This window comes from Bradyrhizobium sp. SZCCHNS3016, assembly GCF_032484535.1.
In the GTDB taxonomy this organism is placed as follows: domain Bacteria; phylum Pseudomonadota; class Alphaproteobacteria; order Rhizobiales; family Xanthobacteraceae; genus Bradyrhizobium.
The window spans coordinates 64,811-89,750 of record NZ_JAUETE010000011.1 but is presented as its reverse complement, the minus strand read 5'-3'; the positions used below and the strand labels follow the sequence as shown (position 1 = coordinate 89,750).

Genomic DNA, 24,940 nt, shown 5'->3' with positions numbered 1-24,940 from the left:
AGGCCGACCTCTTGATCGACAAGCTCGAACTGCTGCTGGCGTTGGCCAAGGAGCGTCATTTTGGCCGTGCGGCGGAGGCGTGCGGCGTCACCCAGCCAACCATGTCGACGAGCATCAAGCAGCTGGAGGAGATCCTTGGCGTGATGCTGGTGCAGCGGGGATCGCGGTTCCAGGGGTTCACGCCCGAAGGCGAGCGAACGCTGGATTGGGCGCGCCGGATCGTCGGCGACTTCCGGGCGATGCGCCAGGAGATCAACGGCCTCAAGGACAAGCTGTCGGGCGAGATCCGCATCGCAGCGGTGCCGACCGTGCTCGGCATGGTGGCCTCGCTGACGACGCCGTTCCGCGCCAAGCATCCGGAGGTCCGGTTCCGCATCATGTCGTGCACGTCGGCCGACGTGCTCGGCCTCTTGGAGAATCTCGAGGTCGATGCCGGCCTGACCTACATCGAGAACGAGCCGATTGGCCGTGTCAGAACCATCCCGCTCTACAACGAAAGCTACCGCCTGCTGACCGCGCCCGACGCGATGTTCGGCGATCGCGAGCAGGTGACTTGGCAGGAGGTCGGGCAGGTGCCGCTGTGCCTGCTGACGCCGGACATGCAGAACCGCCGCATCATCGATCGCGCGCTGCGCGCCGCCGGTAACGACGTCACGCCAACGCTCACCTCGAACTCGCTGCTCGTGCTCTACACCCATGTGAAGACCGGCCGCTGGGCCAGTGTCATGCCGGCCAAGCTTGCCGAGACGCTCGGCCTCGCCGACAAGGTGCGCTCGATCCCGATCATCGATCCCGTGATCAACTACCAGATCGGCCTCGTCATCCCGCAGCGTGACCCGATGACGCCGCTGATCGCAGCCCTGGTGCAGGTCGCGCGCGAGGTCGCACCGAGCCTGCAGGCGTGAGGCGCATGTCCGGCAGCTGAGTTGCCGCTGACGCCGTGTCTCACCACCGGCGGTGAACAATGCCCCTGGATTGCGCTCGCCATGACGGCGCAAATTGTCTCCTCCCGTCATTGCGAGCGCAACGAGGCAATCCAGGTTGCTGCCGTGGCGACGGTCGGCGTCGTCACCGACCTCGCTGGCGTCATCGGCAGACTTCGGGCTCTCATGCGGTCGCGGAACCCTGACCTTGCGCGTGGCGCGTGGTCTTCAGCTCATAATGCGCGGCATGGCCGTCATAGCGGCTGAGCAGCTTCCGCGCCGCGGGCGGCACCACCGCCGTGTCATGCGCTGGACCCGCAAAGCGAACCACCGCCGCCTGATCGACGAAGGTCATGATCGTCACGAATTCGACCTCGGCCTCCAGCGGTCTGCGCAGCAGCTCGATGCCTAGAAATCCTTCGATTGCCTGATCCACAATGGCCGGAAAGATTGTTGACCGCAGCAGCTCCTCATAGGCATCGGCATCCGCCGCCCTGGTCCAGCCGCGCCATATACGCTTCAGCATCTGATCGTCCTCCGTCGTGATGATGTTCACCCGAGAACTCGCACAGGCCGGTGGCAGTGCACTTGGTCAAAATTGCGCTTTCTGCGACCGATGTGTCAGACAGCCACCATCGCTCCGGGGCAAGACCTATAGGTCTTGAACTCGGAATCCGCCGTCCCGAACCATATGGAGATTCCAGCTTCCATCGTCAGCGAGGCCGCTTCGCGCCCTCCCATTGACGCCCCCCGAATTGAGGGTGATCGTGGCGTGGCAGGACTAATAGCCCGCAAACCTCTCCCGCATCACTTTCTCCTCTTGCCGGATGCGCAAGACGAGCGGCACGGCATAGATGGTCATGCCGACCACGAGCGTGACATAGGCGTGCAGCGTCAGGGCGTAGCCGATCAGCTCGGGCAGGATGTTGAGGAAGTAGTTGGGATGGCGGACCATCCGGAACAGCGGATGCGTCACCAGCGCATGATCCCGCGCGATCATCAGCTTGACGGTCCAAAACCGGCCGAGCAGCCGTGACACCACGAACAGCATCACCGCACCGAACAGATAGATCACGAACCCCGTGATGCTGACGGCGTCGACCGGGGCGTCGCGGACAAGGCCCTCGGTCGTCGCGGCCAGGTAGAAGGCGACATGGGCGATCGCAAGCCAGCGCGAAACCGACGCTCCGTATTCGGTCGCGCCGTTGGCGCGCAGCCGCTTCTCGTTGCGGATCGAGACGGCGAGCATGGCAAAACGATAGGCAAAGGCGGCGACAATGAAGGCGATGATCACGCTCGGCACTCCAGATTTCGGAGCGATTGCCTTAGTTGCCGATGCGCAGGTGCGTCAATACCACATTCTGCCAATGTTGCTTACTAAGTGCGAGGCCGATGTCAGCGCACGCGGCGAAAAGGGCAGATGATTGCAGACCTTGGGCGTCATGTACCGCGAGAGGTTGCTGGGACGACAGCGGTCTTTGTCGATGCAGCCGTGCACGACGACGTTTTTGTAGCTGGCGTAGGGTGGGCAAAGAGCCGCCCGCAGGGCGGCGCGTGCCCACCGTCTGCGTCGCGAACATCGGTGGCCACGGCGCGCGAGAGAGCACAGCTCAACGCGCGTCTCGCGGGCGCGCCTTTGCCCACCCTACGGCACCACGCACGCAACTCATGCCGCGACGGAGATGCTCGCTGTTGCCTTATGGGCGTCGCGGGGCAGGGTGACGCGGACCACGGTGCCGAACTCCAGCCGCGAGCGCAGCCGCATCGAGCCGCCGTGCAGCTGGGCCAGCGAGCGGGCGATCGCGAGCCCCAGGCCGGAGCCGTGATAGGTCTTGGTCATCTGGCTCTCGACCTGCTCGAACGGTCGGCCGAGCCGCGCCAGCGACTGGGCGGGGATGCCGATGCCAGTGTCGGCGATGATGAGCACGACCTTGTCCTCGAACACGCGGCTGCGCATCGTGACCCGGCCGCCTTCGGGAGTGAACTTCACCGCGTTGGACAGCAGGTTGACCATGATCTGCTTGGTGGCGCGGCGGTCGGCGACGACGGGGATGCTGCCTCCGATGTCGGCGTCGAGCACCAGGCTCTTGTCCTGGGCGCGGCCGGAGACGACGCGCAGGGATTCGGCTAGCGTCTTGGCGAGGTCCAGCGGCTCCATGTCGAGCTTCATGCGGCCGGCCTCGATCTTCGACATGTCGAGGATGTCGTTGATCACTTCGAGCAGATACTGACCAGAGGTCAGGATGTCGTGGCAATACTCCTGATATTTCTCCGAGCCGAGCGAGCCGAACATGCCGCTGCCCATGATCTCGGAGAAGCCGATGATGGCGTTGAGCGGCGTGCGCAGCTCGTGGCTCATGTTGGCGAGGAATTTCGACTTGGTCTGGTTGGCTTCCTCGGCGCGGGTCTTTTCCTGCGAGTACTTCTCGGCGAGGTCGGCGAGCTCGATCGCCTGGCGCTCCAGCGCGCTCTGCGAGCGCTGCAGGTCGATCACGGTGGCGCGCAGGCGCAGGTCGTTGTCGACGAGCTTCTGCTCGTGCTCCTTGATGCGGGTGATGTCGGTGCCGACCGAGACGTAGCCGCCGTCCTTGGTGCGGCGCTCGGAGATGTGCAGCCAACTGCCGTCGTCGAGCTGGGCCTCGAAGGTGCGCCCGCCCGGCGCCTGCTGGCTGTGGTCGTGCAGCCGGGTGCGGATCTCCGGCATCTTGCCGACCTCGATGACGGTCTCGTAGGAGGTGCCGGGGATCACGGCTGAGTCCGGCAGCTTGTGCAGCTTCTGGAAATGCGAGTTGCACAGCACGAGCCGGTTGTTGGCGTCCCACAGCACGAAGGCTTCCGAGATCGTCTCGATCGCGTCCCGCAGGCGGAGGTCGGCCTCGACGGTCTTCTCGACCAGGCTCTTCTGCTCGGTGACGTCGACCGCGATGCCGATCAGGTGCAGGCCGGAGTCGGAGGTGCCCTGGCTGAGCTCGCAACGGACCCGGAGCCAGATCCAGTGGCCCTCGGTGTGGCGCATCCGGAAGCTCTGGTCGATCTGGTGGATGCCGCCGGCGACGAGCTGGTCGGCGATCGCGAACAGGTCGATGTCGTCCGAGTTCACCAGCGCGTTGACCTCGCCGAAGGTGAGGAGGTCGGTGCGGTTTTCGAGGCCGAGCATCGCGAACATCGAGTTCGACCAGAAGATGCGCCCGCGCGACAGGTCCCAGTCCCACAGCCCGCAGCGGCCGCGGTTGAGTGCGGTGTCGATGCGGCCACGCACCGCGTCGTTGATCAGGTCGCCCTCGCGGGCGCGCGTCGACTGCCAGTGGAAGGCGAAGCCCAGGATCAGCACGACGAAGCCCGTCGTCGCCGACAAGGTTACGGAGAGCGCGGCGTCCGAGCCCCAGATCGGCTCGAGCTTCTCCTGGATCACGACGACGCGGCCGGGCAGCGCCTTGATCAACTGTGACACCGCGAAGGCCGGACGGCCGTTCGGCAAGGTGATCTCGGTGACCGCGCCCTGCAGGCCGGGCGTGGCCAAGAGCTGCGCGGTCGAGATCAGATCGAGGATGCGGTCGTTCTCGCCGAGCGCTGCGTCGACCGGAACCCGGGCCAGGATGCGGTGGTCGGCGCCGGTGACGATCACGTGGCGTCCGGCCGCCGCTCCCCAGGCGGGGATCAGGTCGGGCAGCAGGCTCTGCAGATGCTCGATGTGGGCGATGCGGTCCGGGCGCATCGCCAGATGACCGATGCGGTCGGCGAGCAGGTCGGAGATCGCGGCTAGGTCGCGCTTGGTCGCGCCGCGCTTCTGACGGCTCTGGTCGAGCACCTGGACGAAGGCGCCGAGACAGATGGTGACGAGAAAGGCGATGATCAAAGTAGGGACAGCACGACGCAATACCGGCTCAGCAGTCAGCAGTCTTTGATAGGCCGGTTTCGCGATCGATTGCGCCAACCCTTTGATGGAATCAGAAGATTGGACGCACGCGTTCGCGGCATGCGCACGCGCCATGCTGTAGACCCCCGAAACTTCTTGGATACCCGAATTTCGAAAGAGCCCCAGCCGCTTCCGAATCAAGTTGATTTGAATCCAGATTTGTCGGGCTGTCGAGAGTCAACGATTTGGCAAAAGCTAATAAATCTTATCCAATGCGGAATTGCCATGGCGAAAAGCCGGCAGAGTGAGTCCGAAGCGGGAACGCAGCATGACGTTCATGCTTCAGCCGTGCGGCGGCTCGGCGTGACTGATGACGCGCTTGACGCTCGGGAAGGCGCGACGCACCCCGCGCTCGATGTGGTCGACATTGTCGTGCACCTTCAGCACGCTCATCGACGGTGCGGCGCGGCAGTGGAAGTTGACGATCTCGCCGGCCTCGGTGTTGCGGACGCGGACATTGTGCACGTCGTACATGTCGGTCTCGGCGGCGAGGCGCTGCAGGGCCTCGGCGATCTCGGCGATCCGCTGCGCCGGCGCATCGACGCCGAATGGCAGCTCGGGCTCGAGCGGCTCGATATGGGTGTCGACCTCGACGTCGGCGCCGAATTCGTCGCGGATGCTGCGTTCCAGCTCGTGCGCGATCGCATGCGCTCCGAACAGGCTCATGTCGCCGTCGACCTCGAGGTCGATCGCGACGATCAGGCGGCCACCGACGTCATGGACGGTGACGTGATGGATCGCGAGGCCGGAATTGCGCGCGATCACCATGATGCGCTCGCGCACGCTCTCGTTGCTGAGCGCGACCGGCACCGTCGTGAAGGTGACGTCGGCGCCGGACAGGCTGGCATCGACCGCGGCCTGCGCATCGCGCTTGATCTCGTGCACGCGGTCGATCGGGTAGGTGCGCGGCACCTGCACCGTGGCGTCGACGAAATGCGTCGCGCCGACGAGCCGGACCCGTAGCCGCTCGACATCGACGACGCCATTGATCGAACGGATCGCGGCGCGCGCCTTCTCGGCCGCACCCTCTGGCGCGCGGTCGAGCAGTGTTTCTACGGTGGAGCGCGCCAGCCGCAGGCCGAGCACGGAGATCATCAGGGCGACCGCGACCGCGGCGGCGGAATCCCCCCACCAGAACCCGAACGCGGTGAGGAAGAGGCCGGCGATGACGGCGATCGAGCCGAGCACGTCGGAGGCGAAATGCAGCGCGTCGGCGGCGAGCGCCTGGCTGTGGGTCTCGTGCGCGGCGCGGTGCAGCGCGCGGGCGCGCCAGAAGTTGACGGCGATGTCGACCAGCAGCACCACGAACGGAATCGCCGACAGCGACGGCGGCGGTGCCGCCTCGCGCAGCCGGCTGACGGATTCCACCAGCACGCCGCCGGCCAGCACGTAGAGCAGGGCGATGACGCCCAGCGCCGACAGGCTCTCCAGCTTGCCGTGGCCGTAATGATGCTCGTCGTCGGCCGGCCGGTCCGATACCCGAACCACCATCCAGGTGATCACGGTGGCGACGACGTCGACGGCGCTGTGCAGCGCCTCGGAGACGAGCGCGAGGCTGCCGATCAGGATGCCGACGATGAACTTCGCCGCGGCCATGCTGGCGCTCGCCGCGATCGAGATCGCGGCGACACGGGTTTTCCCGGAATCGACATGGGAGGCGGCGTCTCTCATGGCGGCGGATGTAGCAGCCGAGGCCGCACCATGAAAGCCGGGATCGCGCGGTCCATGGGCGTGGACCGCGCGCTGTTTCGAGTGCTTCTAAATCTCAGAAGGTTGCGTTCACAAGGTCACCACGATCTTGCCGAGATGCTTGTTCGCCTCCATGTGCGCGAACGCCGCGCCAATGTCGTCGAAGGCGAAGACGCGGTCGATCGGCAGCCGCAGCGTGCGCTGCTCGACCGCACTCCAGATGTCCTTTTTCACCTCGTCGAAGATCGTACGGATCTCCTCGATCGAACGGGTGCGGAAGGTGACGCCGACATAGGTGATGCGGCGCGCCGCGTGGAGGTCGAAGTTGAAGTCGCCATGGGTGCCGCCGAGCCGGCCGACATTGACGATGCGGCCGAGGACTTTGGTCGCGGCGAGGTTCTGATTGGCGACCTTGCCCGACACCTGGTCGATGATCAGATCGACGCCCTCGCCGTTGGTCGCCTGCAGCACCTGATCGACCCAGGCGGGATCGCTGGAGTCGATGGCGAGGTCGGCGCCGAACTCGTTGAGCCGTTGGCGGCGCATCGCATCGGTCGAGGAGCCGATCACCAGCGAGGCGCCCTTGAGCTTTGCGATCTGCATCGCCATCAGGCCGACGCCGGAGCTCGCGCCCTGGACCAGGACGCGCTGGCCCGGCTGCAAAGCGCCGTTGGTGATGACGGCGTTGTGCATCGTGGTCAGCGCGATCGGCAGCGTGGCGGCCTCGTCGAAGTTCATGTTCGACGGCGCGTGGAACAGGCGGCCATGGTCGGCAAGGGTGTATTCGGCGAACGCCGCGCTGCCCGAGCCCATGACCTTGTCGCCGATCTTGACGCCCCTGGCGTCGGGACCGAGCTCGGCGACCTCGCCGGCCCACTCCATGCCGAGCACGGTGCCGACGCCGCCGGCGGCGCCATGCACATGCCCCTTTGTCATGCCGAGGTCGGCGCGATTGAGGCCGCAGGCGCGCACGCGCACCAGGACCTGCGTGCCCTTCGGCGCGGGCTTGGCGATATCGGTGATCGCGGCGCCCTGGGCGCCGTAGACATAGGCTTTCATCGCGAGGAATCCTGTCGGGTCGGCATGAGCGGCGACCTTACTGTGCCGCTCCTCTCTGCGCACCGCCTAACAGGCGGCGCGCTGCTCCGACAAGACTCTCTCAGTCATGAACTGGTTCCGCTGACGGGGCTGGACGCGTCAGGCGGCGACCGGAGCTTCCGCTTCGTCGAAGGCGCTGGAGACATCGCGCATGCTGATGACGCCGGCGAGCGCGAAGTCGACGATGACGGGAAGGTGGCGGATGTGGTGCACGTTCATCAGGTGCCGCACGTGCTCGAGCGTATCCTCGGTGCTGCAGGAGATCAGCCGCTGCGGCGAGATCAACTGCGAGACCTTCAGGTTGACGCCGGCGGCGCCATGCTCGGCGATGGCGCGTACGACATCGCGTTCGGTGAACATGCCGGCCGCGGTGTTGCCTTCGGTGCGGACGACGTCCTTGACGACGAGGGCGCTGACATTGCTGGCGCGCATCAGCTGCGCCGCGACGCCGACGGTCTCGTTCATTCGCACCGTGATCACGCGCGCCGTCTTGTTGCGCAGGATGTCTCCGACTTTCATGGCACCCTCCCGTTTGTTGATAGTGAACGGAGGGAAGTCTGGTATACGTTATTCCAGAAGTCAATCGGGTTTGACGGCTTTTCGCGCGCTCGGCCACCGAAAAAACACGTCAGCGACACTGCCGGAGCTGCCGGATATGACCGCCAGCGTCCTGCTCCTGCGCAAAAAAAGAGGCGCACCGTGGTGCGCCTCCCGAAGTCGCGGGAAGAAACAGTGGCGTCACGCCATCCGGGCGTCCTGCGTCACCGGCTCGGTAACCGGCTCCTTGCCGAGGATGAAGGCGCGGCGCAGCGGCTTGATCACGAACAGCGCCATCAATGCGGCCGTCGCGTTCAGCCCGACGCCGATCACGAACACGGCCTGCCAGCCATATTTTGCGGAGACGAGGCTTGCGAGCGGGACCAGCAGCGAGGCGGTGCCCTTCGCGGTGTAGAGCATGCCGTTATTGGTCGCGGCGTATTTGCTGCCGAACGTATCGCCCGAGGTCGCCGGAAACAGGCTGTAGATTTCGCCGAAGACGCCGAAATAGACGGCGGTCGCGAGCACGAACACGATCGGATTGTGCCCGTAGCTCGACAGCGTCAGCAGCATCAAAGCGGCCGTGCCGAAGGCGATGAACATGGTGTGCTCACGACCGATCGTGTCGGAGATCCAGCCGAACACAGGGCGGCCGAAGCCGTCGAAGATTCGATCGAGCGAGATCGCAAACGTCAGCGCCGCCATCTGGAAGCCGGCGAGCGTCACCGGCTCGTTGGCGATCTTGAAGTCGTGGGCGATCGGGGCGATCTGGGCGGCGGTCATCAGGCCGCCCGAGGCCACCATGACGAACACCAGATACATGATCCAGAAGATCGGCGTGCGCAGCACCTGCGGCGGGGTGTAGTCGATCTTGCTCTGCGGCAAATTGAGCTGCTTCTTGCGGGCCGGCGCCGCGACCGTCGGCGGCCGCAGGAAGATCGCGAGCACGAACACGACCAGCCCCTGGCCGATGCCGAAGGTGAAGAAGGCGCTCTGATAGCCGCTCGAGGCGATCATGCTGGCGATCGGCACCACGGTCAGCGCGGCACCGGCGCCGAAGCCCGCGGCGGTGGCACCCGCGGCGAGGCCGCGGCGGTCGGGAAACCATTTCAGCGCATTGCCGACGCAGGTGCCGTACACCGCGCCCGCGCCGATGCCGCCGATGACGGCGCCGGCGTAGAGCAGGGTGAGCGAGTCGGCGTAGGAGTTCAGCATCCAGGCCAGCGAGATCATGACGCCGCCGAACATGATGACGACGCGCGGACCGTATTTGTCGACGAACCAGGCCTCGACCGGCACGAGCCAGGTTTCGGTGACGACGAAGATCGTGAAGGCGAGCTGGATCGCCGTGCGACCCCAATGATATTTCGCGTCGATCGGATCGACGAACAGCGTCCAGCCATATTGCAGGTTGGCGATCATCGCCATGCAGACGATGCCCATTGCGAGCTGGATCCAGCGGAAGCCGCTGGACTGTGCCTGGACAGGCGGTGTTGCCTCTGTGCTGGAAACCATGTGTCCTCCCAAACGCGCTCTCTTGGAGGATGCCGCTGCGAGCGCGCTCCTCATCTGCGCACTGAACCATTCTGGTATAATATATTCCAGTCCGCAATATGGCCTGCGACACAGGGCGCGACATGTTGCTTTGCAGCGAGACCGAAATCTCCGCCAAGCAAAAGAAAACGCTCGGCAAAATGCCGAGCGTCGTCAATCTGGAAGCGTTTTTTTTATTTTTGTTGCAGCGCGAAGGGATGCGTCAGAGCGTCGATTTCTGCACCACGACCCTCCGCCAGGGCTTGAGCACCGCGATCGCGAGGATCGATGCCAGGATGTTGGCGCCGGCCGCGATGATGAAGACGCGATCCCAGTTGCCGCTCGATTGCTGCATGTAGTTCGCGATCGGCACCAGCAGCGCGGCCGTGCCCTTGGCGGTGTAGAGCAGGCCGGCATTGGTGGTGGCGAACTTGGTGCCGAACGTGTCGGTGCAGGTCGAGGGGAAGAGCGAGTAGATCTCACCCCAGGCGAAGAACACGAAGCCGGAGAGGATCACGAACCACACGGGATCATGGCCCAGCATGTACAGCGCCCAGATGCCGATGCCTTCCATGCCGAAGGCGATGAACATCGTGTTCTCGCGGCCGATGTTGTCCGAGATCCAGCCGAAGAACGGACGCGTCAGGCCGTTCAGCACGCGGTCGATGGTGGCTGCGAAAGTCACCGCCGTCATGGTCATGCCGATCAGCGTCACCGGAATGTTGTCGACCTTCCAGTCGCCGGCGATCGGCTTGAGGTTGGCCGTCACCATCAGGCCGCCGGCGCCGACGATCACGAACATGAAGTACATCAGCCAGAAGATCGGCTGACGGATCACTTCGGTCGGGTTGTAGTTGCGACGGCTCTGCACCAGGTTCGTGTTCTGAGCAACGGCCGGCACCTGGCCTTCCTTGGGCGCGAACAGGAAGAAGGCGAGGATGACGATGATGATGCCCTGGCCGAGACCGAAATACAGGAAGGTGGTCTGAAAGCCGGAGTCGCGGATCATGGCCTGGATCGGCGCGACTGTCAGCGCCGAGCCGGCGCCGAAGCCGGCTGCCGTGATGCCTGCCGCGAGGCCGCGCTTGTCGGGAAACCACTTCAGCGCGTTGCCGACGCAGGTGCCGTAGACGCCGCCGGCGCCGATGCCCGCGATGATCATGCCGAGATAGTAGCCGTTGAGCGAGGTGGCGTAGGCGTTGATCATCCAGCCGATCGCGCAGAGCACGCCGCCGACGAGCACGACGATGCGCGGGCCGTATTTGTCGACGAACCAGCCCTCGACCGGCACGAGCCAGGTTTCGAACAGCACGAACAGGGTGAAGGCCCACTGGATCGAGGCGCGATCCCAGCCGAACGTCTTGGCGATATCCGGGACGAAGAAGGTCCAGCCATATTGATAGTTGGCGATCATCACCATCGCCAGGACGCCAACCGCGAGCTGCGTCCAGCGATAGGCGTCGCTTACTCTTGCAGATGCGGGCGCCCCCGCGTGAGCCAAGTCCGTCATGTTTCCTCCAGGGCTGTCTATTTTGTCCTAACAGCTATGCGGAGTTTGGTATATGATATGCCAATAGACAAGCGGATTCATCGACCCCGTGCGGTCTGGTAGACCAGCGATCGACGAAAAAAGCCTGCAGAAGCAAGGCAAATCGCTGCAGCGACAATACGACGCAGCAGAGGATATTTGTAGCTCAACTATCGGAGTAGGGGCGAGTTTATGCGGCGACCGCCCGCAACCGGTTGTAGCCCTGCTGGATCGCCGACCAGAACAGCGCGATCAACCCGAGCGCCATGATGGTGCCGACCAGTCCGTTGGAGAAGAATATCGCGAGCGATCCCTGGGATCCCAGCAGCGACTGCCGGAAGGCCTCCTCGGCCTTGTCGCCGAGCACGATGGCGAGCACCAGCGGCGCGAGCGGATAGCCACACTTCTTGAACAGATAGCCGAGCACGCCGAACACCAGCATCAGCACGACGTCGAACGTGCTGCTGTGCACCGAATAGGCGCCGATCGCACAGAGCACCAGGATGAGCGGGGCGATGATGCTGAAGGGAATGCGCAGGATCGCCGCGAAGACCGGGACGCAGGTCAGCACGACGAGCAGGCCGGCGAGGTTGCCGAGATACATCGAGGCGATCAGACCCCAGACGAATTCCTTCTGCTCGACGAACAGCATCGGGCCGGGCTGGAGGCCCCAGATCAGGAGGCCACCGAGCAGCACCGCCGCCGTGGGGGAGCCGGGTACGCCGAGCGACAGCATCGGCAGCAGCGCCGCCGTGCCCGCCGCATGGGCCGCCGTCTCGGGCGCGACGACGCCCTCGATCTCGCCATGGCCGAAATTCTTGCCGCGCTTGGAGAGGCGCTTGGCGATGCCGTAGCTCATGAACGACGCCGGTGTCGCGCCGGCGGGGGTGATGCCCATCCAGCAGCCGATCACGCAGGAGCGCAGCGACGTCAGCCAATACGCCGGCATCTCCTTCCAGGTGTGCAGCACCACCCGCAGATTGATCTGCGCGTTGCCGCCGCGGAAGCTCAGGCCTTCCTCCATCGTCAGCAGGATCTCGCCGATGCCGAACAGGCCGATCACGGCGATCAGGAAGTCGAAACCGTTGAGCAGCTCGGTGATGCCGAAGGTGAGCCGGAGCTGGCCGGTGATGGAATCCAGGCCGACTGCGGCGAGCGCGAAACCGATCATCATCGCCGCGATCGTCTTGAACGGCGGCTCCTTGCTCAGGCCGACGAAGCTGCAGAACGCGAGGAAGTAGACGGCGAATTTCTCGGCCGGGCCGAACTGAAGCGCGAAGCCGGCCACCAGCGGCGCGATCAGCGTGATCATGATGACCGCGAACAGCGCGCCGACGAAGGACGAGGTGAACGCTGCCGTGAGCGCCTCGCCGGCCTTGCCCTGCTGCGCCATCGGGTAGCCGTCGAACGTGGTCGCGACCGACCATGGTTCGCCGGGTATGTTGAACAGGATCGAGGTGATGGCGCCGCCGAACAAGGCACCCCAATAAATGCAGGACAGCATGATGATGGCCGAGGTCGGCGGCATGCTGAAGGTCAGCGGCAGCAGGATCGCGACGCCGTTGGCGCCGCCCAATCCCGGCAGCACGCCGATGATCACCCCGAGCACGATCCCGAGGATCATCACCATGATGTTGAAGGGTTGGAGCGCGACGGCGAAGCCGTGAAATAGATTGGCGAGTTCTTCCATGCCAGCTTGGTCCTGCAACCCTCAGCGGATGAGTTTTCGTGTCAGAGTCCGAGCCAATCCTCGACCGGCCCCTTGGGGAGGGGGACCATGAACCAGCGCTCGAAGATCAGATAGGTCACGACCGGCATTCCGATCGCGACCGCCGCCACCGTGAGCCAGCCATATTTGCCAAGCCAGCGCATGAACCAGGCGATGAAGATCATGGAGGCGACGTACAGGCCGGTGAAGGGCAGGGCGCCGACGTAGATCGCCGTCGGCACCACCACGCTCATGACCTGGCGGAGCTGACGCCATTCGGCGAAGACGCTGCCGTCAGCCTCGCGCAGCGTGTTGCGGACATTCATCGCGCTCGCTGCGATGATGAACAGGCCGACGTAGAACGGGAAGAATCCCGCGCGCGGCCCCTCGGCGCCCCAATTGATCCCCGCCTTCACGCTGCCGAGGATCACGATGATCCCGAACAGCGCGATCGCGAGCGTGACGCCGAGTTCGACCGCCTTGTGGCTGGGCCCGGCGGATCCTCCCTGGCTTCTCATGCGAGCCGCTCAGTTCGAGGCGAGGAAGCCGGCTTCCTTCATCAGGAGCTCGTGACGCTTCTCTTCGGTCTCAACCCACTTCGCGTAGTCCGCACCGGTCATGAAGGTGGTGTTGAAGGCGCCGGTCTTCATGAAATCCTGCCACTCCGGGGTTTCCCGCACCTTCTTGAACAGGTCGACGTAGTATTCGATCTGGTCCTTGGTGGCCCGCGGCGACATGAAGATGCCGCGCAGCATCAGGTATTCGATGTCGAGGCCCTGCGACTTGCAGGTCGGAATGTCCTTCCAGGCCTTGCCGTCGGTGATCGGCTCGCCGTAGCCCATCGGCTTGTCGTCGAACACGCAGAGCGGCCTGACCTTGCCGCCGCGCCACTGCGCCACCGCTTCGATGGGATTGTTGACGGTGGAGTCGATGTGGTTGCCGACCAGTTGCACGGCCACTTCGCCACCGCCCTTGTAGGGGATGTAGGTGAACTTGGCGCCCGTCGCCTTCTCCATGGCCACCGTGATGATCTGGTCTTCCTGCTTCGAGCCGGTGCCGCCCATCTTGAGGGTGCCCGCGCCTTGCTTGACCGCGTCGATGTAGTCCTTGGCGGTCGTGTAGGGCTTGTCGGCGTTGACCCAGAGCACGAATTCGTCGAGCGCCAGCATGGCGACCGGTGTGAGGTCCTTCCAGCTGAACGGAATGCCGGTCGCGAGCGGCGTCGTGAACAGGTTCGACAGGGTGATGATGATCTTGTGGGGGTTGCCGGCTGACGCCTTGACGTCGAGGAAGCCTTCGCCACCGGCACCGCCGGACTTGTTGATGACGACCAGCGGCTGCTTCATCAGATTGTGCTTGGTGACGATGCCCTGAATCGTCCGAGCCATCTGGTCGGCACCGCCGCCGGTTCCGGCCGGAACGATGAACTCGACGGGCCGGACGGGCTCCCATCCCGCCAGAGCCGGGATATGCCCCACCATCAGGGCGAGGCCGGCCACAACGGCCACGCGCATGGAACGCTTCATCGACGCTTTCTCCCCTTCATTCCCGGACCGCACGGCTTCTTCCGGCCGCTATGCCCAATCGAACCACTGACCGTCGAGTCCGGCTGGTGTCATCCTCCACCGTGACGCGCTTCAGGTCGTCGCCGGCCTTGGACTCTCTCGCAAGGCCCATGCAGCCAAAAGTTGTAGTGGCGGCCTGGGTCATGCAGCAAGACGTGCATCCGCAGCAAATCGACCGATTTGATTTTGGTATGAAGATGTGACCGACCGCAATTGAGGAGATCGGTTGGGATGCTCACGGGGCCAATTTGTCGCAGGCCGCGGGGGGGGGGGCGCAAAAGCAAAAGCCCCGGAGGTCCGGGGCTCTTGATTGGGCTTCGCTGCTGCTTGCGCGCGCGAAGCGCGCCGGCCTCAGAGGCCGAAATATGGCAGGTCGCCGTTGCGGTTGGCGGCGCGGGCGCTCGTCATGAGAACACGATCGAGGGTCGCCAGCAGGCGGCCGAACAGGGACACGGGCTGAACGAGGGGGAGGGCGGCGGTCTTGGCCATGGTTTGTCTCCATCAGTTGGGCGGTACGACGTTCCGACTGAGGAGAATTTACGTATACCAGATGCCAGATACAACGCGTGATATTGCATAGCGGCATGAGGATTTTGCGCTGCAGCAGGAATGCCACAATTTGAATTCCCTATCGAAGGCGGCATTTTCATATGGAAAGAGCCGCCCAACCTGGGCACCGGATCGTCTCGATCCTGCTTGGCGGACCGAGCCGGCAAAGTCTGGGTATCTCGGCGACTGCTGAGAGCTGCCATCCCGTTCGTCTATCCCCCCGCGAGCAACGCGACGGAACAATCGGCCCGAGGTGAGGGAACTGTGCTGCCCGGGCCGCAGTTACTCTGCAATGAAGCGGAGTGGCGCCGCCGGATGTTGATCGTTCAGTCCGTCGCGCTGTATTCCTCGAAACGTATCATCAGCAGACCTGAGGGCGAAGGAAAGGCCATGCGCGCCTTGATCCTGGCACTGTCCATCCTGGCGATCGCCGGAAGCGCGCAGGTCGCTCACGCTGGTCTGAGCAGCACACCTCGTGAAGCGTCGGCACCCGCCGATACCGTGATCGCTGCCCAGGACGCCAATCAGCAGGCCGAGAATCAGATCGGCCTCACCAAGGCGAAGCGTCGCGCCGTGCAACGTGGGCTGACCCGGCTCGGGTTCGGCACCAAGATCAACGGGACGTTCGACGATTCGACCCGCGCGGCCCTCGCCCATTGGCAGGAGGAGCGCGGCTACCCCGCGACCGGCTTCCTCAACGCCGCCCAGCACAAGGCGCTGATGGACGCGGCCACTGAGGCTGCCAAATCCGACCGCCAGGCCCGTCGCAGCACGGGACGCGCGCGACATCAGCGGAATGTGGGAGGTCCGATCGGCGCGATCGGCGGCGCGATGCATCGGGTGGTGGGCGGAATATTCGGCAGGTAAGCGTTCAACCTCGAAAGAGCTGGAAGACGTCTAAGGCAAGCTTGTCTGTTCGAGGACGGCCCGTCGGGCCGCATGGCTGCGCAGGAGCGTCAGCCACCATTCGTTGATCACGGCTTAGATCAAGCAGGCACGGGCAGCTTAGGAAGCGAGCCCGTAGCAGCGCCGGTAGAAAGCAAGGTGTTGCCGCGGCATGAAACCATCAAAAGCGCCGGTGCGCTTATCATCCTGAAGTCTGGCAAGAAGCTCTTTCGCTTCGGCGGCGCTGCTCGAACGCAGGAATTCTTCAGTGGCTTCGAGACCAGCCCCGCAGACGAACTGAATGTCGATATAGCATCCTGCGTCGAAGGACGACATCTTGGCGTCGTAGATCAGAAGAGCATCACTGGCGTTGCCGGCCGAGAACAGCTGTATGCATAGCAGCAGCAACGGCTCATTGCTGGCGCGAGCGGCGTCGGCCGTCTCGGCTTGGATGAGACGGCGGAATTCAGGAAGATCCTCCGCAACCGGCGTGAGACCGAAGCGGGCGAGCAGTTCGTTTTCGTCCATGCGAGCAGAATCGAGCGGATCGGCGGTGCGGTCAACTCACATGCCGGCAAATCTCCAAGCCGACCATTGCTGCTCCAGAAATCCGTTGACTGTGAAGGAGGGGGTGTAGTGATAGTTGCCCGCTATCGGGCTGGCAGGGATCGAGGGGGCGTTCATGGGGCGAACGTGGCGGCCGGGGAAGAGGTTGGCGTCCCTGAGCGGCATTGTCGTTTGTGCGTTGACGCTCATGGCGTGCAGTAGCGCCGAGCGGCGCGCGTTTTTCCCGCCTGAGAGGCCCGACCCGAGAGAGACAGCTGCCGTTGCGGCCGAGATGCCCAGGAACTACCGGTCGCTGGTGGCCGAGCAGATCCGGGCGTTCTACCGCTATCGCCACGTGCTGCGCGATGCCAAGATCACGCCGCCCTACCAGCGCTATGGCGGGCTGCTGCGCGGCGGCACGATGCCGGCCGTGTGCGTCGCGCTGTATCGCGCGAACGCGTTCGGAATCGTGGTGAGGGACAATCTCGTCTTTGCCTACCGGGACGGGGAGATGCGCAGCATTCTTCTCGGAACGGAGTCCTGCAGCGACCTGTCCGACTTCACCGAGCTCAAGCGCTCCTGACGCGTCGACGGAACACAGCAACCGTATGAGTTGCGTTCGATTAAGATCATCAAGGGGGATCTGATGAAACTCGCGCTGGACGGGCATTTCGACGTGATCGTGCATGGTTGCAATTGCCAGTGCGCCATGGGGCAGGGCTTGCGAAGCGCATCAAGGGATCCTTTCCCGAGGCCTGTGCGGCCGATCTGTCGACGACGAAGGGCAGCCGCGAAAAGTGGGAGCCATATCGGCGGCGACCGTCACCCAGTTCCACTGGCGCGGGCCCGGCGTTCTCGTTGATTCCGCTGCCGTCAGAGCGGTCATGAAGGAAGTGAAACTCAGATATCCCGAGCACCGAATCGGTTATCCGAAGATCGGCGCCGGTTTGGCCAAGGGTGATTGAACACTGATCGCAGAGATCATCGACGCCGAGCTCGAGGAGGAGGATCACACCCTGGTGGAGTATGTGCGCTGAGCACGTGCGACACGCTTGGCGCTCAACAATACGGCCCAGCCATCCATCGCGTGATGCGCCACCGAATGATCGAGAAGCGGTTTCGAAAGCGTGCTGGATTTGATCCGCCCGGTTCACAGAGTCCGAAGTGATCGGACTTGGACGGAAGAGTCTGTCCGCCCTCGCGCCACACCAGGCTTTGATGGGGCAGTGCGGTTGCCTATCGAAACATCCAGAAATCGCCAACTGGTCCAGCCGGTTCTCTTTTGGGCGGCCCCAGGACGTCGCTTTGACCTAGGCTGCCCGACTGCGCGATCGTGCAGACTCTCGTCTGCAAGGTCTCGGTTTTCTTGTGGCCGGCCTTGAGCATATCCACGACGTCAGGCCGAATTCTGCAATCGGTCGAATGAGCTTCGACATATTCGATCATCTTGAGTTCGGCCTGAGAGAAACTGCGAATTAGTTCACAGGCGTCTTCCGGCGTTGCGCGGCGCTCTGCGGCAGCCTTGATCAGCTGCCCGCGCCGCTGTGCCTCCTCGCGCAAGGGAAAAAATCCCTTGCAGACGTCCGAAGGGCCGCCAGCAGTCGCCGGCGCGCTGTCGAACTGTGGAGGGGCGGCGGCCTGCCCCGGTAGCGGCGCTGGGAATGCGCCCTGCGCAAAGGCGTGACCCACGGCCGGGGTCATCGCGGCAACGACGAAGCGTAAAATCAGGCGCCGGGCGACCCTTGCGATCACGATCCGCGCTTCGTCAGCATTGTCTCCGAAAGCTCCAGCCATTTGGCGCGATCCCTTTTGACTTGTAACCTCGCTGAGCAACGACAGCTTTCCGTCACACATGGGCAGGCTTAGGAGGACGCCGAAGGTTTGGTGACAGTGCATTGAACTCAGCCCGGCGGCGATGGCGCGACGCGCCGAATGATCATGTGCTTCGAGGCCCGAAGGAGTTTTATACACTGTCATCGTGTGTTCCACCGTATTTCTGCCACGGTACTTCGTGGCGAGGTTCGTAAAAGATCTCGTTCCCTTCTGAACCCGAACCACGGCAACCGACGACCAATCGGCGCTGGGCATGTGTGCGGCACAGGCGTGATCCAGCCGCTCGCGCCGTCGGTGAACGGGTTCCTGCAGAATGGAGTTGTTGCGTGCGTATATTGCTTCTTGTGGTTGTTTTTGCCACGACGTCGCCGGCGCTCGGCAGGTTTGTGGCCGTGGAAGTGGAGCAGGTCCCGGTCGCCCGGCTCATTGCAAACCTGGAAAAGATCGTCAGGGACAATCCGGCCAGCCTCGAGGCATGGGTGAACCTTGGTCGTGCGCATGGCATGGCCTATGCCCAGAAGGCCGACCCGCTGGCGGTGCCGAAGGCCTACCATGGCATGGCGCCGCCGGTCGTTCCTTTTGGCGTGGTCAGGTCTGCCGCTGACCCCGCGTTGAACGCGGCCTCCTGGGCTCATCTCCAAGCCGCGTTGAAAGCCTACAAGCAGGCACTGGAGCTGGACAAGGACGACCTCGTCATCCAGCTCGGCCTCGCTTGGCTGACCGAGCAGGCCGGCAACAAGGACGATGCGGTGAAGCTATATCGAAAGATCGCAACCGCCGCCTGGGAGAAGGAAAAGAGCCTCACGATGCTTGGTCTCAGCGGGCAGACGCTGACCGGCGAAGTCGCCTCCTACCTCATCCCGCTTCTCAGCGCCGTGTGGGACAAGCGCGAGATCGAGACATTAAAGGATCGCGTCGCCACCCTGGGGAAGCTGCCGTACGCGCTCACTCCCGTTGCCGTGCCGCTGGCCGATGGGCTTACTCCCGCCGACCTCGAAGCCCCCGACGCGGGGGTGACGTTCGACGTGGACGGCAGCGGGCTGGGTCGCGAATGGAGCTGGATTACCCCCAAAGCGGCCTGGCTGGTGAGCGACCCGACGCGCGATGGCAAGATCACCAGCGGACGGCAGTTGTTCGGCAACGTGACGTTCTGGATGTTCTGGAACAACGGATATGCGCCGCTGGCCGCACTAGACGACGACCGCGACGGAGTCTTGACCGGCAACGAACTGGCCGGCCTCGCCCTGTGGCGCGACGTCAACGGCAATGGTGTCGCAGACCCCGGCGAGGTCGAGCCGGTTTCGGCCTATGGCATCGTCGCTCTGTCATACAAATGGCAGACGCTTGACGGCGGCTTCGGCAAGGTCGCCTTCAGCCCGGACGGCGTTGTGTTCCAGGACGGACGGACGCGCCCGAGCTTCGACCTAGTTTTGAAGGAGAGGCTCGGCTTCCAAGCCACGTTTCGTGCGCCAATGCAATAGGACGTAGCTCTTCACCTTTCAATGGAGGGGATGATCCAGTAGATGCGCAAAGCTTCGCTGGAGCCCTGATCCCAGCAGGGCTGTCACAATCAATGATGTCTAGGTGCGGATCGAGTCAGAAGCCGTCATTTGCACTCGCCGCATCAACGCAGCGTACGCCGCAGTTGGAAACGGCGCTCGATACGCCTGCGCAAATTCCGCATCGCTCAGGCCTGCTCGCACGCTCGTGAGGGCTGCGACGAACGGTGATATGATCTCCTGTCGTGCACCTTCGAACCTGAAGACAGTCGGCTCCGGGACCAAGGTGCTGCGCTTGTGGTCGGGCCAAAGATTTATCTTCAGGACAGCCTGCGAGGAGTGCGCCGCAGCCTGCAGGAGGAGATCGCATTCTGGCGCACCTATCAGGAGTCGGATTCGATCATCGATGAAGCCGTCATGCAAAACGCGAATCGCATCGCAAAAAGCCTCGAAGAAGGGACAGACTTGTGTTGTGAAGTCCGCCGCAAATTCTTGCGGGCCCGAGGAGATGCGCAGCATCATTCCTCCGTCGACGGGAGGCGACATTTCGATACGAAGGTGATCTGCCATGCGACTATCCCGGAGCGTCTAGCGCAATACCGCCAAACTGCCATCGATAGAGGCAAACGACAACGGATCGCTTCGGGTCTCGATGCTGCCGAATATTTCGTTCAGCCATGTTGGGCTTCGCTCCGTCGCATTCGTCTCCGACGGAAGCTCACGGATCTGGTGATGCTGGCTCGGGTCAAATGCTGAGATACGACTACTCGTAGTTTTTTCCGGCGCTCAGGAATTCAGCGAAGCGGCGCCAGAGATTGTTTGCGGCGAGCCCCTGGTTAACTCCGAAGTCGGTAGATTCTGCCCACGCGGCAGCCGCTTCGAGGTAGGTTTCGATTCGGATATTCTCCCAACCACCTGCATCGGGCCCCCAGGGCGAGCTCGGCTCCGCCTTCTCGCGCTGCACCGCAGACTCTCGGTCGGCCACCAGAGCGTGAACGAACGCCAGGAGTGAACTGGCGTCTGTGACCGCTTCCAATTTCATCATCAGTTGTTCGTCTGTGCTAGATCCCGACAAATCACCACCCGCACATTCGAGTTCGGCCCCGTTGTTTTTGCACGTAAGTCTTGGCCAGCAAGAGACTTGGCTCAATATGAAAGCCGCCGGACGATGCCGGCGGCTTGATGTTTGATGGAGGACCAAGGGCGACCATCTCGCCGCACCTGGCTTCTTTAGGCGTTGATCTGCCGCCTTACTCCGCGGCTTCCTTGCGCGGCGGATCGAGCGCGCCGGAGTCGTGGATTTCGGCGACCTGGTGGTCGCTGAAGCCGAGGACCTGGCGCAGGATCTCGTCGGTGTGCTCGCCGAGCAGCGGCGAGCGGGTGACGTCGGCCGGGCTGTCCGACAGCTTGATCGGGTTGCCGACCGAGAGATACTTGCCGCGGGTCGGATGGTCGACCTCGACCAGGGTGCCGGTCTTGCGCAGCGACTCGTCCTCGGCGATTTCCTTCATCGACAGGATCGGGCCGCAGGGGATGTCGAACTCGTTCAAGATGTCCATGGCCTCGAACTTGGTCTTGGTCATGGTCCACTGCTCGATGCGGCCGAAGATCTCGTTCAGGCGCGGCAGGCGGGTGGCGGGCTTGGCGTAGTTCGGATCGGTCTTCCAGGTCGGCTCGCCGATCACGTCGCAGATCTTCTCCCAGACCGGGGCCTGGGTGATGAAGTATATGTAGGCGTTGGGATCGGTCTCCCAGCCCTTGCACTTCAGGATGCGGCCCGGCTGGCCACCACCCGAGTCGTTGCCGGCGCGCGGCACGGCGTCGCCGAACGGAACTCCCTCGCCGAACTGGCTGTATTCCTTGAGCGGGCCGTGATCGAGGCGTTGCTGGTCGCGCAGCTTGACGCGGCAGAGGTTGAGCACGCCGTCCTGCATCGCGGCGGTGACGCGCTGGCCGCGGCCGGAGTGGGTGCGCTGATAGAGCGCGGTGACGATGCCGAGCGCGAGGTGCAGGCCGGTGCCGGAATCGCCGATCTGCGCGCCGGTGACCAGCGGCAGGCCGTCACGGAAGCCGGTGGTCGAGGCGGCGCCGCCGGTGCACTGCGCGACGTTCTCGTAGACCTTGCAGTCCTCGTACGGTCCGGGGCCGAAGCCCTTGATCGAGGCGACGATCATCTTTGGGTTGATCGCCTGGATCTTCTCCCAGGGGAAGCCCATGCGATCGAGCACGCCGGGGCCGAAATTCTCGACCAGCACGTCGCACTTCTTGATCAGCTCGGTCAGAACCTCCTTGCCCTTGGGGTTCTTGGTGTCGAGCGTGATCGACCGCTTGTTGTGGTTCAGCATCGTGAAATAGAGGCTGTCCACGTTGGGAATGTCCTGAAGCTGGCCGCGGGTGATGTCACCCACGCCCGGCCGCTCCACCTTGATCACGTCGGCGCCGAACCAGGCCAGCAGCTGGGTGCAGGTCGGTCCGGACTGGACGTGGGTGAAGTCGAGAATGCGAACGCCCTCGAGCGCCTTGGTCATGTGTTGCTCTCCGTAACGAATGGTCATCCCGCAACTCGCGGGCAGGTGATGTCTTGCGGGTGGCCTTACTTCTTCTTCGTCAGCACGCTCTGCGGATTGAGGTTGCCGATACGGCCGCTCTCGGATCCGGCTGCAGGATCGATCACGGCATTGATCAAGGTCGGCTTGCCGGAATCCATCGCTTCGTTGACGGCGCGCTTCAGCTCATCTGGCGAGGTCGCGTTGACACCGACGCCGCCGAACGCCTCCATCATCTTGTCGTAGCGCGCGCCCTTGACGAACACGGTGGTCGCCGGGTCGTCGCTCGCCGCGTTCTGATCGGTGCCGCGATAGATGCCGTCATTGTTAAAGATAACGACGCAGATCGGAAGATTGTAGCGACAGATCGTCTCGACCTCCATGCCGGAGAAGCCGAAGGCGCTGTCGCCCTCGATCGCCAGCACCGGCTTACCGGTCTCGACCGCGGCGGCGATGGCCGAGCCCATGCCGATGCCCATGACGCCCCAGGTGCCGACGTCGAGGCGCTTGCGCGGCTGGTACATGTCGATCACGCCGCGGGCGAGGTCGAGCGTGTTGGCGCCCTCGTTGACCAGGATCGCGTCCGGACGCTCCTTGATGATGGTGCGGAGCACGCCGAGCGCGCCGTGATAGTCCATCGGCGAGTTGTTGTTCATCAGCCGCGGCGCCATCTTGGCGACGTTGTCCTCGCGCTTCTTTTGCACCGAAGAGGTCCACTCGACCGGTGCCTTGGCCCAGTTGCTGCCCATCGCCTCGGAGAAGGCCGTGACGACCGAGCCGATGTCGCCGACCACGGGGGCTGCGATCTCGACGTTGGAGTCCATCTCCTTCGGCTCGATGTCGACCTGGATGAACTTCTTAGGCAGCTCGCCCCAGCTCTTGCCCTTGCCGTGCGACAAGAGCCAGTTGAGGCGGGCGCCGATCAGCATGACGACGTCGGCGTCCTTCAGCACGGTGGAACGTGCGGCGCCGCCGCATTGCGGATGCAGGTCGGGCAGCAGGCCCTTGGCCATGCTCATCGGCAGGAACGGCGCGCCGCTCTTCTCGACGAAGGTCTTGATCGCTTCGTCGGCCTGGGCATAGGCAGCGCCCTTGCCGAGGATGATCAGCGGGCGCTTCGCGTTCTTCAACAGATCGAGCGCGCGCTTGACCGAGTCGGGGGAGGGGATCTGCGCCGGAGCCGGATCGATCACCTTGACCAGCGAGGCCGCGCCGGCTTGCGCGTTCATCACCTGGCCGAACAGCTTTGCCGGCAGGTCGAGATAGACACCGCCCGGACGGCCGGAGACGGCGGCGCGGATCGCGCGGGCGAAGCCGATGCCGATGTCCTGCGCGTGCAGCACGCGGAACGCCGCCTTGCACAGCGGCTTGGCGATCGCGAGCTGATCCATTTCTTCATAGTCGCCCTGCTGCAGGTCGACGATCTCGCGCTCCGAGGAGCCCGAGACCAAGATCATCGGGAAGCAGTTCGTCGTCGCATGCGCGAGCGCAGTGAGGCCGTTGAGGAAGCCGGGAGCGGAGACGGTGAGGCAGACGCCCGGCTTCTTGGTGAGGAAGCCGGCGATGGCGGCGGCGTAGCCGGCGTTCTGCTCGTGACGGAAGGAGAGCACGCGGATGCCTTCAGCCTGCGCCATGCGACCGAGATCGGTGATCGGAATGCCCGGCACGTTGTAGATCGTGTCGATCCCGTTCAGCTTCATCGCGTCGATGACGAGATGGAAGCCGTCCGTGAGCTCCTCGTGCGTGTCCGGTGCCTCGGTCTTAACAGCAGTCTGCGCCATGCGCCTCTCTCCCTGGTCGTCTGTGAAGGCGCTTTGCGGCGTCTTCTTCTGTTTGAACCTGTCAGCTGAATAATTCCTGGCCGTGCGTCTCGACATAGGTCGCAAGGCCCAGCGTGTGATCACGGGCGCGCTTCTCGGCGAGCTCGGTGTTGCGTTCCTCCAGCGCCTCGATGATCGCGAGATGCTCGGGCAGGGAGGCCGCGATACGATCGGTGCGTCCGATCGTGAGCTGGCGATAGCCGCGCACGTGAAGGAGGATGTCGTTGGTCATGTCGACGAGTACGGGCGATTCCGACAGCGAGATCAGCGCCTGATGAAACGCGATGTTCGCCTTCGAATATTCCTCGATGTGCTCCTGCGGCGGGCGGTCCTTGCCGAAATCCTTGAAGTAGTCGCGCAGCGCGCTGATGTCCTTCTTGCGCGCGATCGTCGTGATCAGGCGCGCCGCCATGCTCTCCAGCGCCGCCCAGGCGCGGATCATGTCGACGATTTCGGTCTTGGTCCGGCGCACCACGACGATGCCACGCCGCGGCACGGTCTTCACGAAACCGTCCTGCTCCAGCATCGCGATCGCTTCGCGGATGGGCGTGCGGCTGACACCGAGGCGCTCGGACAGAGCGCGCTCGTCGAGCATCACCGGCTCGGGCGACGCGTAGATGTCCATCTTGAGAATGGCTTCTTTCAAGGCCTCGTAGGCCTTATTCTTGAAGCTCGTCTCCGGGGCGATGCGAGTGATCGCGATGTCGGCCTCGGCCATGATGGGCAATGCCTTGTTTGTTTTCTCTGTAGACAAGACCGATCTCC

26 protein-coding genes are annotated in these 24,940 nt (G+C 63.8%); 7 read left to right on the top strand and 19 right to left on the bottom strand.

The genetic code is table 11. The features are described 5' to 3' along the window. The first annotated feature begins 11 nt into the window (after positions 1-11). The gene (locus QW881_RS21140; protein WP_315739822.1) at positions 12-905 is read left to right on the top strand and encodes a LysR family transcriptional regulator; all 894 of its coding nucleotides are present in this window, start codon (positions 12-14) and stop codon (positions 903-905) included. Positions 906-1,107: 202 nt separating this feature from the next. Here the strand turns inward: QW881_RS21140 and QW881_RS21135 are convergent, their stop codons facing one another. Together QW881_RS21135 and QW881_RS21130 are read right to left on the bottom strand one after the other, a co-directional pair. Beyond that, entirely contained in the window at positions 1,108-1,449 is a 342-nt protein-coding gene (locus QW881_RS21135; RefSeq protein WP_315756576.1) for an antibiotic biosynthesis monooxygenase, read from the bottom strand. A gap of 255 nt (positions 1,450-1,704) precedes the next feature. Beyond that, positions 1,705-2,217, bottom strand: a complete 513-nt coding sequence (locus QW881_RS21130) for an isoprenylcysteine carboxyl methyltransferase family protein (RefSeq protein ID WP_315739821.1) — start codon at positions 2,215-2,217, stop codon at positions 1,705-1,707. Between QW881_RS21130 and QW881_RS21125 the strand changes: the two genes are divergently transcribed. Next, a complete protein-coding gene (locus QW881_RS21125) occupies positions 2,201-2,347 on the top strand; it encodes a hypothetical protein (RefSeq protein WP_315756458.1) in 147 nt (48 codons plus the stop codon). The two genes, QW881_RS21130 and QW881_RS21125, sit on opposite strands and share 17 nt — an antisense overlap. Before the next feature lie 242 nt (positions 2,348-2,589). On the opposite strand, the gene QW881_RS21120 is transcribed toward QW881_RS21125, so the two are convergent. Further along, positions 2,590-4,914 carry a PAS domain-containing sensor histidine kinase gene (locus tag QW881_RS21120; RefSeq protein WP_315739819.1) on the bottom strand — a complete coding sequence of 775 codons (2,325 nt, stop codon included), beginning with the start codon at positions 4,912-4,914 and terminating at the stop codon, positions 2,590-2,592. 207 nt (positions 4,915-5,121) lie between these two features. Then, complete coding sequence (locus tag QW881_RS21115; RefSeq protein WP_315756456.1) at positions 5,122-6,435, bottom strand: cation diffusion facilitator family transporter; 1,314 nt, start codon at positions 6,433-6,435, stop codon at positions 5,122-5,124. On the opposite strand from QW881_RS21115, the gene QW881_RS21110 reads away from it, so the two are divergent. Beyond that, positions 6,416-6,544, top strand: a complete 129-nt coding sequence (locus QW881_RS21110; RefSeq protein WP_315716165.1) for a hypothetical protein — start codon at positions 6,416-6,418, stop codon at positions 6,542-6,544. The two genes, QW881_RS21115 and QW881_RS21110, sit on opposite strands and share 20 nt — an antisense overlap. Positions 6,545-6,618: 74 nt before the next feature. On the opposite strand, the gene QW881_RS21105 is transcribed toward QW881_RS21110, so the two are convergent. The 8 genes from QW881_RS21105 to QW881_RS21070 all read right to left on the bottom strand — a co-directional run bounded on the left by QW881_RS21105 (position 6,619) and on the right by QW881_RS21070 (position 14,986). Continuing rightward, complete coding sequence (locus QW881_RS21105) at positions 6,619-7,587, bottom strand: zinc-binding dehydrogenase (RefSeq protein ID WP_315756455.1); 969 nt, start codon at positions 7,585-7,587, stop codon at positions 6,619-6,621. Between the two features lie 138 nt (positions 7,588-7,725). Further along, positions 7,726-8,145, bottom strand: coding sequence for a CBS domain-containing protein (locus tag QW881_RS21100; protein WP_172114347.1), 420 nt, complete (start codon positions 8,143-8,145; stop codon positions 7,726-7,728). Positions 8,146-8,364: 219 nt separating this feature from the next. Beyond that, complete coding sequence (gene oxlT / locus QW881_RS21095) at positions 8,365-9,678, bottom strand: oxalate/formate MFS antiporter (RefSeq protein ID WP_315756454.1); 1,314 nt, start codon at positions 9,676-9,678, stop codon at positions 8,365-8,367. Positions 9,679-9,919: 241 nt separating this feature from the next. Then, on the bottom strand, positions 9,920-11,206 hold the full coding sequence (gene oxlT, locus QW881_RS21090) for an oxalate/formate MFS antiporter (RefSeq protein ID WP_315739814.1): 1,287 nt from the start codon (positions 11,204-11,206) through the stop codon (positions 9,920-9,922). Positions 11,207-11,414: 208 nt separating this feature from the next. Beyond that, the gene (locus tag QW881_RS21085) at positions 11,415-12,914 is read right to left on the bottom strand and encodes a tripartite tricarboxylate transporter permease (protein WP_315756453.1); all 1,500 of its coding nucleotides are present in this window, start codon (positions 12,912-12,914) and stop codon (positions 11,415-11,417) included. Between the two features lie 41 nt (positions 12,915-12,955). After that, the gene (locus tag QW881_RS21080; RefSeq protein WP_315739812.1) at positions 12,956-13,450 is read right to left on the bottom strand and encodes a tripartite tricarboxylate transporter TctB family protein; all 495 of its coding nucleotides are present in this window, start codon (positions 13,448-13,450) and stop codon (positions 12,956-12,958) included. Positions 13,451-13,459: 9 nt separating this feature from the next. Further along, positions 13,460-14,446, bottom strand: a complete 987-nt coding sequence (locus tag QW881_RS21075; RefSeq protein ID WP_409998990.1) for a Bug family tripartite tricarboxylate transporter substrate binding protein — start codon at positions 14,444-14,446, stop codon at positions 13,460-13,462. A 402-nt stretch (positions 14,447-14,848) separates the two neighbouring features. Continuing rightward, positions 14,849-14,986 (bottom strand): hypothetical protein, encoded by a 138-nt coding sequence (locus QW881_RS21070; protein ID WP_315739810.1) that lies wholly within the window; start codon positions 14,984-14,986, stop codon positions 14,849-14,851. Between the two features lie 450 nt (positions 14,987-15,436). On the opposite strand from QW881_RS21070, the gene QW881_RS21065 reads away from it, so the two are divergent. Then, positions 15,437-15,913, top strand: coding sequence for a peptidoglycan-binding domain-containing protein (locus tag QW881_RS21065; RefSeq protein WP_315756575.1), 477 nt, complete (start codon positions 15,437-15,439; stop codon positions 15,911-15,913). 138 nt (positions 15,914-16,051) lie between these two features. On the opposite strand, the gene QW881_RS21060 is transcribed toward QW881_RS21065, so the two are convergent. Further along, positions 16,052-16,459, bottom strand: coding sequence for a hypothetical protein (locus tag QW881_RS21060; protein WP_315756451.1), 408 nt, complete (start codon positions 16,457-16,459; stop codon positions 16,052-16,054). A gap of 310 nt (positions 16,460-16,769) precedes the next feature. On the opposite strand from QW881_RS21060, the gene QW881_RS21055 reads away from it, so the two are divergent. Continuing rightward, the gene (locus QW881_RS21055; protein ID WP_315756450.1) at positions 16,770-17,060 is read left to right on the top strand and encodes a hypothetical protein; all 291 of its coding nucleotides are present in this window, start codon (positions 16,770-16,772) and stop codon (positions 17,058-17,060) included. A 103-nt stretch (positions 17,061-17,163) separates the two neighbouring features. Then, a complete protein-coding gene (locus QW881_RS21050) occupies positions 17,164-17,442 on the top strand; it encodes a hypothetical protein (RefSeq protein ID WP_315756449.1) in 279 nt (92 codons plus the stop codon). A gap of 271 nt (positions 17,443-17,713) precedes the next feature. On the opposite strand, the gene QW881_RS21045 is transcribed toward QW881_RS21050, so the two are convergent. Next, positions 17,714-18,565, bottom strand: a complete 852-nt coding sequence (locus QW881_RS21045) for a hypothetical protein (RefSeq protein ID WP_316159158.1) — start codon at positions 18,563-18,565, stop codon at positions 17,714-17,716. Positions 18,566-18,636: 71 nt separating this feature from the next. On the opposite strand from QW881_RS21045, the gene QW881_RS21040 reads away from it, so the two are divergent. Further along, entirely contained in the window at positions 18,637-19,791 is a 1,155-nt protein-coding gene (locus QW881_RS21040; protein ID WP_316159159.1) for a tetratricopeptide repeat protein, read from the top strand. A 99-nt stretch (positions 19,792-19,890) separates the two neighbouring features. On the opposite strand, the gene QW881_RS21035 is transcribed toward QW881_RS21040, so the two are convergent. From QW881_RS21035 to QW881_RS21015, 5 genes are all read right to left on the bottom strand, one after another. Continuing rightward, a complete protein-coding gene (locus QW881_RS21035; protein WP_315756446.1) occupies positions 19,891-20,379 on the bottom strand; it encodes a hypothetical protein in 489 nt (162 codons plus the stop codon). A 193-nt stretch (positions 20,380-20,572) separates the two neighbouring features. Continuing rightward, the gene (locus tag QW881_RS21030; protein ID WP_315756445.1) at positions 20,573-20,854 is read right to left on the bottom strand and encodes a hypothetical protein; all 282 of its coding nucleotides are present in this window, start codon (positions 20,852-20,854) and stop codon (positions 20,573-20,575) included. A gap of 205 nt (positions 20,855-21,059) precedes the next feature. Continuing rightward, positions 21,060-22,337 (bottom strand): formyl-CoA transferase, encoded by a 1,278-nt coding sequence (gene frc / locus QW881_RS21025; RefSeq protein ID WP_315756444.1) that lies wholly within the window; start codon positions 22,335-22,337, stop codon positions 21,060-21,062. Between the two features lie 65 nt (positions 22,338-22,402). After that, positions 22,403-24,136: an oxalyl-CoA decarboxylase gene (gene oxc / locus QW881_RS21020; protein ID WP_315756443.1), complete on the bottom strand. Its 1,734-nt coding sequence runs from the start codon at positions 24,134-24,136 to the stop codon at positions 22,403-22,405. 61 nt (positions 24,137-24,197) lie between these two features. Then, positions 24,198-24,893 carry a GntR family transcriptional regulator gene (locus tag QW881_RS21015; RefSeq protein ID WP_409998125.1) on the bottom strand — a complete coding sequence of 232 codons (696 nt, stop codon included), beginning with the start codon at positions 24,891-24,893 and terminating at the stop codon, positions 24,198-24,200. Positions 24,894-24,940: the final 47 nt, after the last annotated feature.

Excerpts from the sequence above, each read along its gene's own strand:
- QW881_RS21135 (WP_315756576.1), bottom strand. The coding sequence starts at position 1,449 with ATGCTGAAGCGTATATGGCGCGGCTGGACCAGGGCGGCGGATGCCGAT.
- QW881_RS21125 (WP_315756458.1), top strand. The coding sequence starts at position 2,201 with ATGAAGGCGATGATCACGCTCGGCACTCCAGATTTCGGAGCGATTGCC.
- QW881_RS21120 (WP_315739819.1), bottom strand. The coding sequence starts at position 4,914 with ATGGCGCGTGCGCATGCCGCGAACGCGTGCGTCCAATCTTCTGATTCC.
- QW881_RS21110 (WP_315716165.1), top strand. The coding sequence starts at position 6,416 with ATGAACTTCGCCGCGGCCATGCTGGCGCTCGCCGCGATCGAGATCGCG.
- QW881_RS21115 (WP_315756456.1), bottom strand. The coding sequence starts at position 6,435 with ATGGCCGCGGCGAAGTTCATCGTCGGCATCCTGATCGGCAGCCTCGCG.
- QW881_RS21105 (WP_315756455.1), bottom strand. The coding sequence starts at position 7,587 with ATGAAAGCCTATGTCTACGGCGCCCAGGGCGCCGCGATCACCGATATC.
- QW881_RS21100 (WP_172114347.1), bottom strand. The coding sequence starts at position 8,145 with ATGAAAGTCGGAGACATCCTGCGCAACAAGACGGCGCGCGTGATCACG.
- oxlT (WP_315756454.1), bottom strand. The coding sequence starts at position 9,678 with ATGGTTTCCAGCACAGAGGCAACACCGCCTGTCCAGGCACAGTCCAGC.
- oxlT (WP_315739814.1), bottom strand. The coding sequence starts at position 11,206 with ATGACGGACTTGGCTCACGCGGGGGCGCCCGCATCTGCAAGAGTAAGC.
- QW881_RS21085 (WP_315756453.1), bottom strand. The coding sequence starts at position 12,914 with ATGGAAGAACTCGCCAATCTATTTCACGGCTTCGCCGTCGCGCTCCAA.
- QW881_RS21080 (WP_315739812.1), bottom strand. The coding sequence starts at position 13,450 with ATGAGAAGCCAGGGAGGATCCGCCGGGCCCAGCCACAAGGCGGTCGAA.
- QW881_RS21075 (WP_409998990.1), bottom strand. The coding sequence starts at position 14,446 with ATGCGCGTGGCCGTTGTGGCCGGCCTCGCCCTGATGGTGGGGCATATC.
- QW881_RS21070 (WP_315739810.1), bottom strand. The coding sequence starts at position 14,986 with ATGGCCAAGACCGCCGCCCTCCCCCTCGTTCAGCCCGTGTCCCTGTTC.
- QW881_RS21065 (WP_315756575.1), top strand. The coding sequence starts at position 15,437 with ATGCGCGCCTTGATCCTGGCACTGTCCATCCTGGCGATCGCCGGAAGC.
- QW881_RS21060 (WP_315756451.1), bottom strand. The coding sequence starts at position 16,459 with ATGGACGAAAACGAACTGCTCGCCCGCTTCGGTCTCACGCCGGTTGCG.
- QW881_RS21055 (WP_315756450.1), top strand. The coding sequence starts at position 16,770 with ATGCCCAGGAACTACCGGTCGCTGGTGGCCGAGCAGATCCGGGCGTTC.
- QW881_RS21050 (WP_315756449.1), top strand. The coding sequence starts at position 17,164 with ATGGTTGCAATTGCCAGTGCGCCATGGGGCAGGGCTTGCGAAGCGCAT.
- QW881_RS21045 (WP_316159158.1), bottom strand. The coding sequence starts at position 18,565 with ATGCCCAGCGCCGATTGGTCGTCGGTTGCCGTGGTTCGGGTTCAGAAG.
- QW881_RS21035 (WP_315756446.1), bottom strand. The coding sequence starts at position 20,379 with ATGGCAGATCACCTTCGTATCGAAATGTCGCCTCCCGTCGACGGAGGA.
- QW881_RS21030 (WP_315756445.1), bottom strand. The coding sequence starts at position 20,854 with ATGATGAAATTGGAAGCGGTCACAGACGCCAGTTCACTCCTGGCGTTC.
- frc (WP_315756444.1), bottom strand. The coding sequence starts at position 22,337 with ATGACCAAGGCGCTCGAGGGCGTTCGCATTCTCGACTTCACCCACGTC.
- oxc (WP_315756443.1), bottom strand. The coding sequence starts at position 24,136 with ATGGCGCAGACTGCTGTTAAGACCGAGGCACCGGACACGCACGAGGAG.
- QW881_RS21015 (WP_409998125.1), bottom strand. The coding sequence starts at position 24,893 with ATGGCCGAGGCCGACATCGCGATCACTCGCATCGCCCCGGAGACGAGC.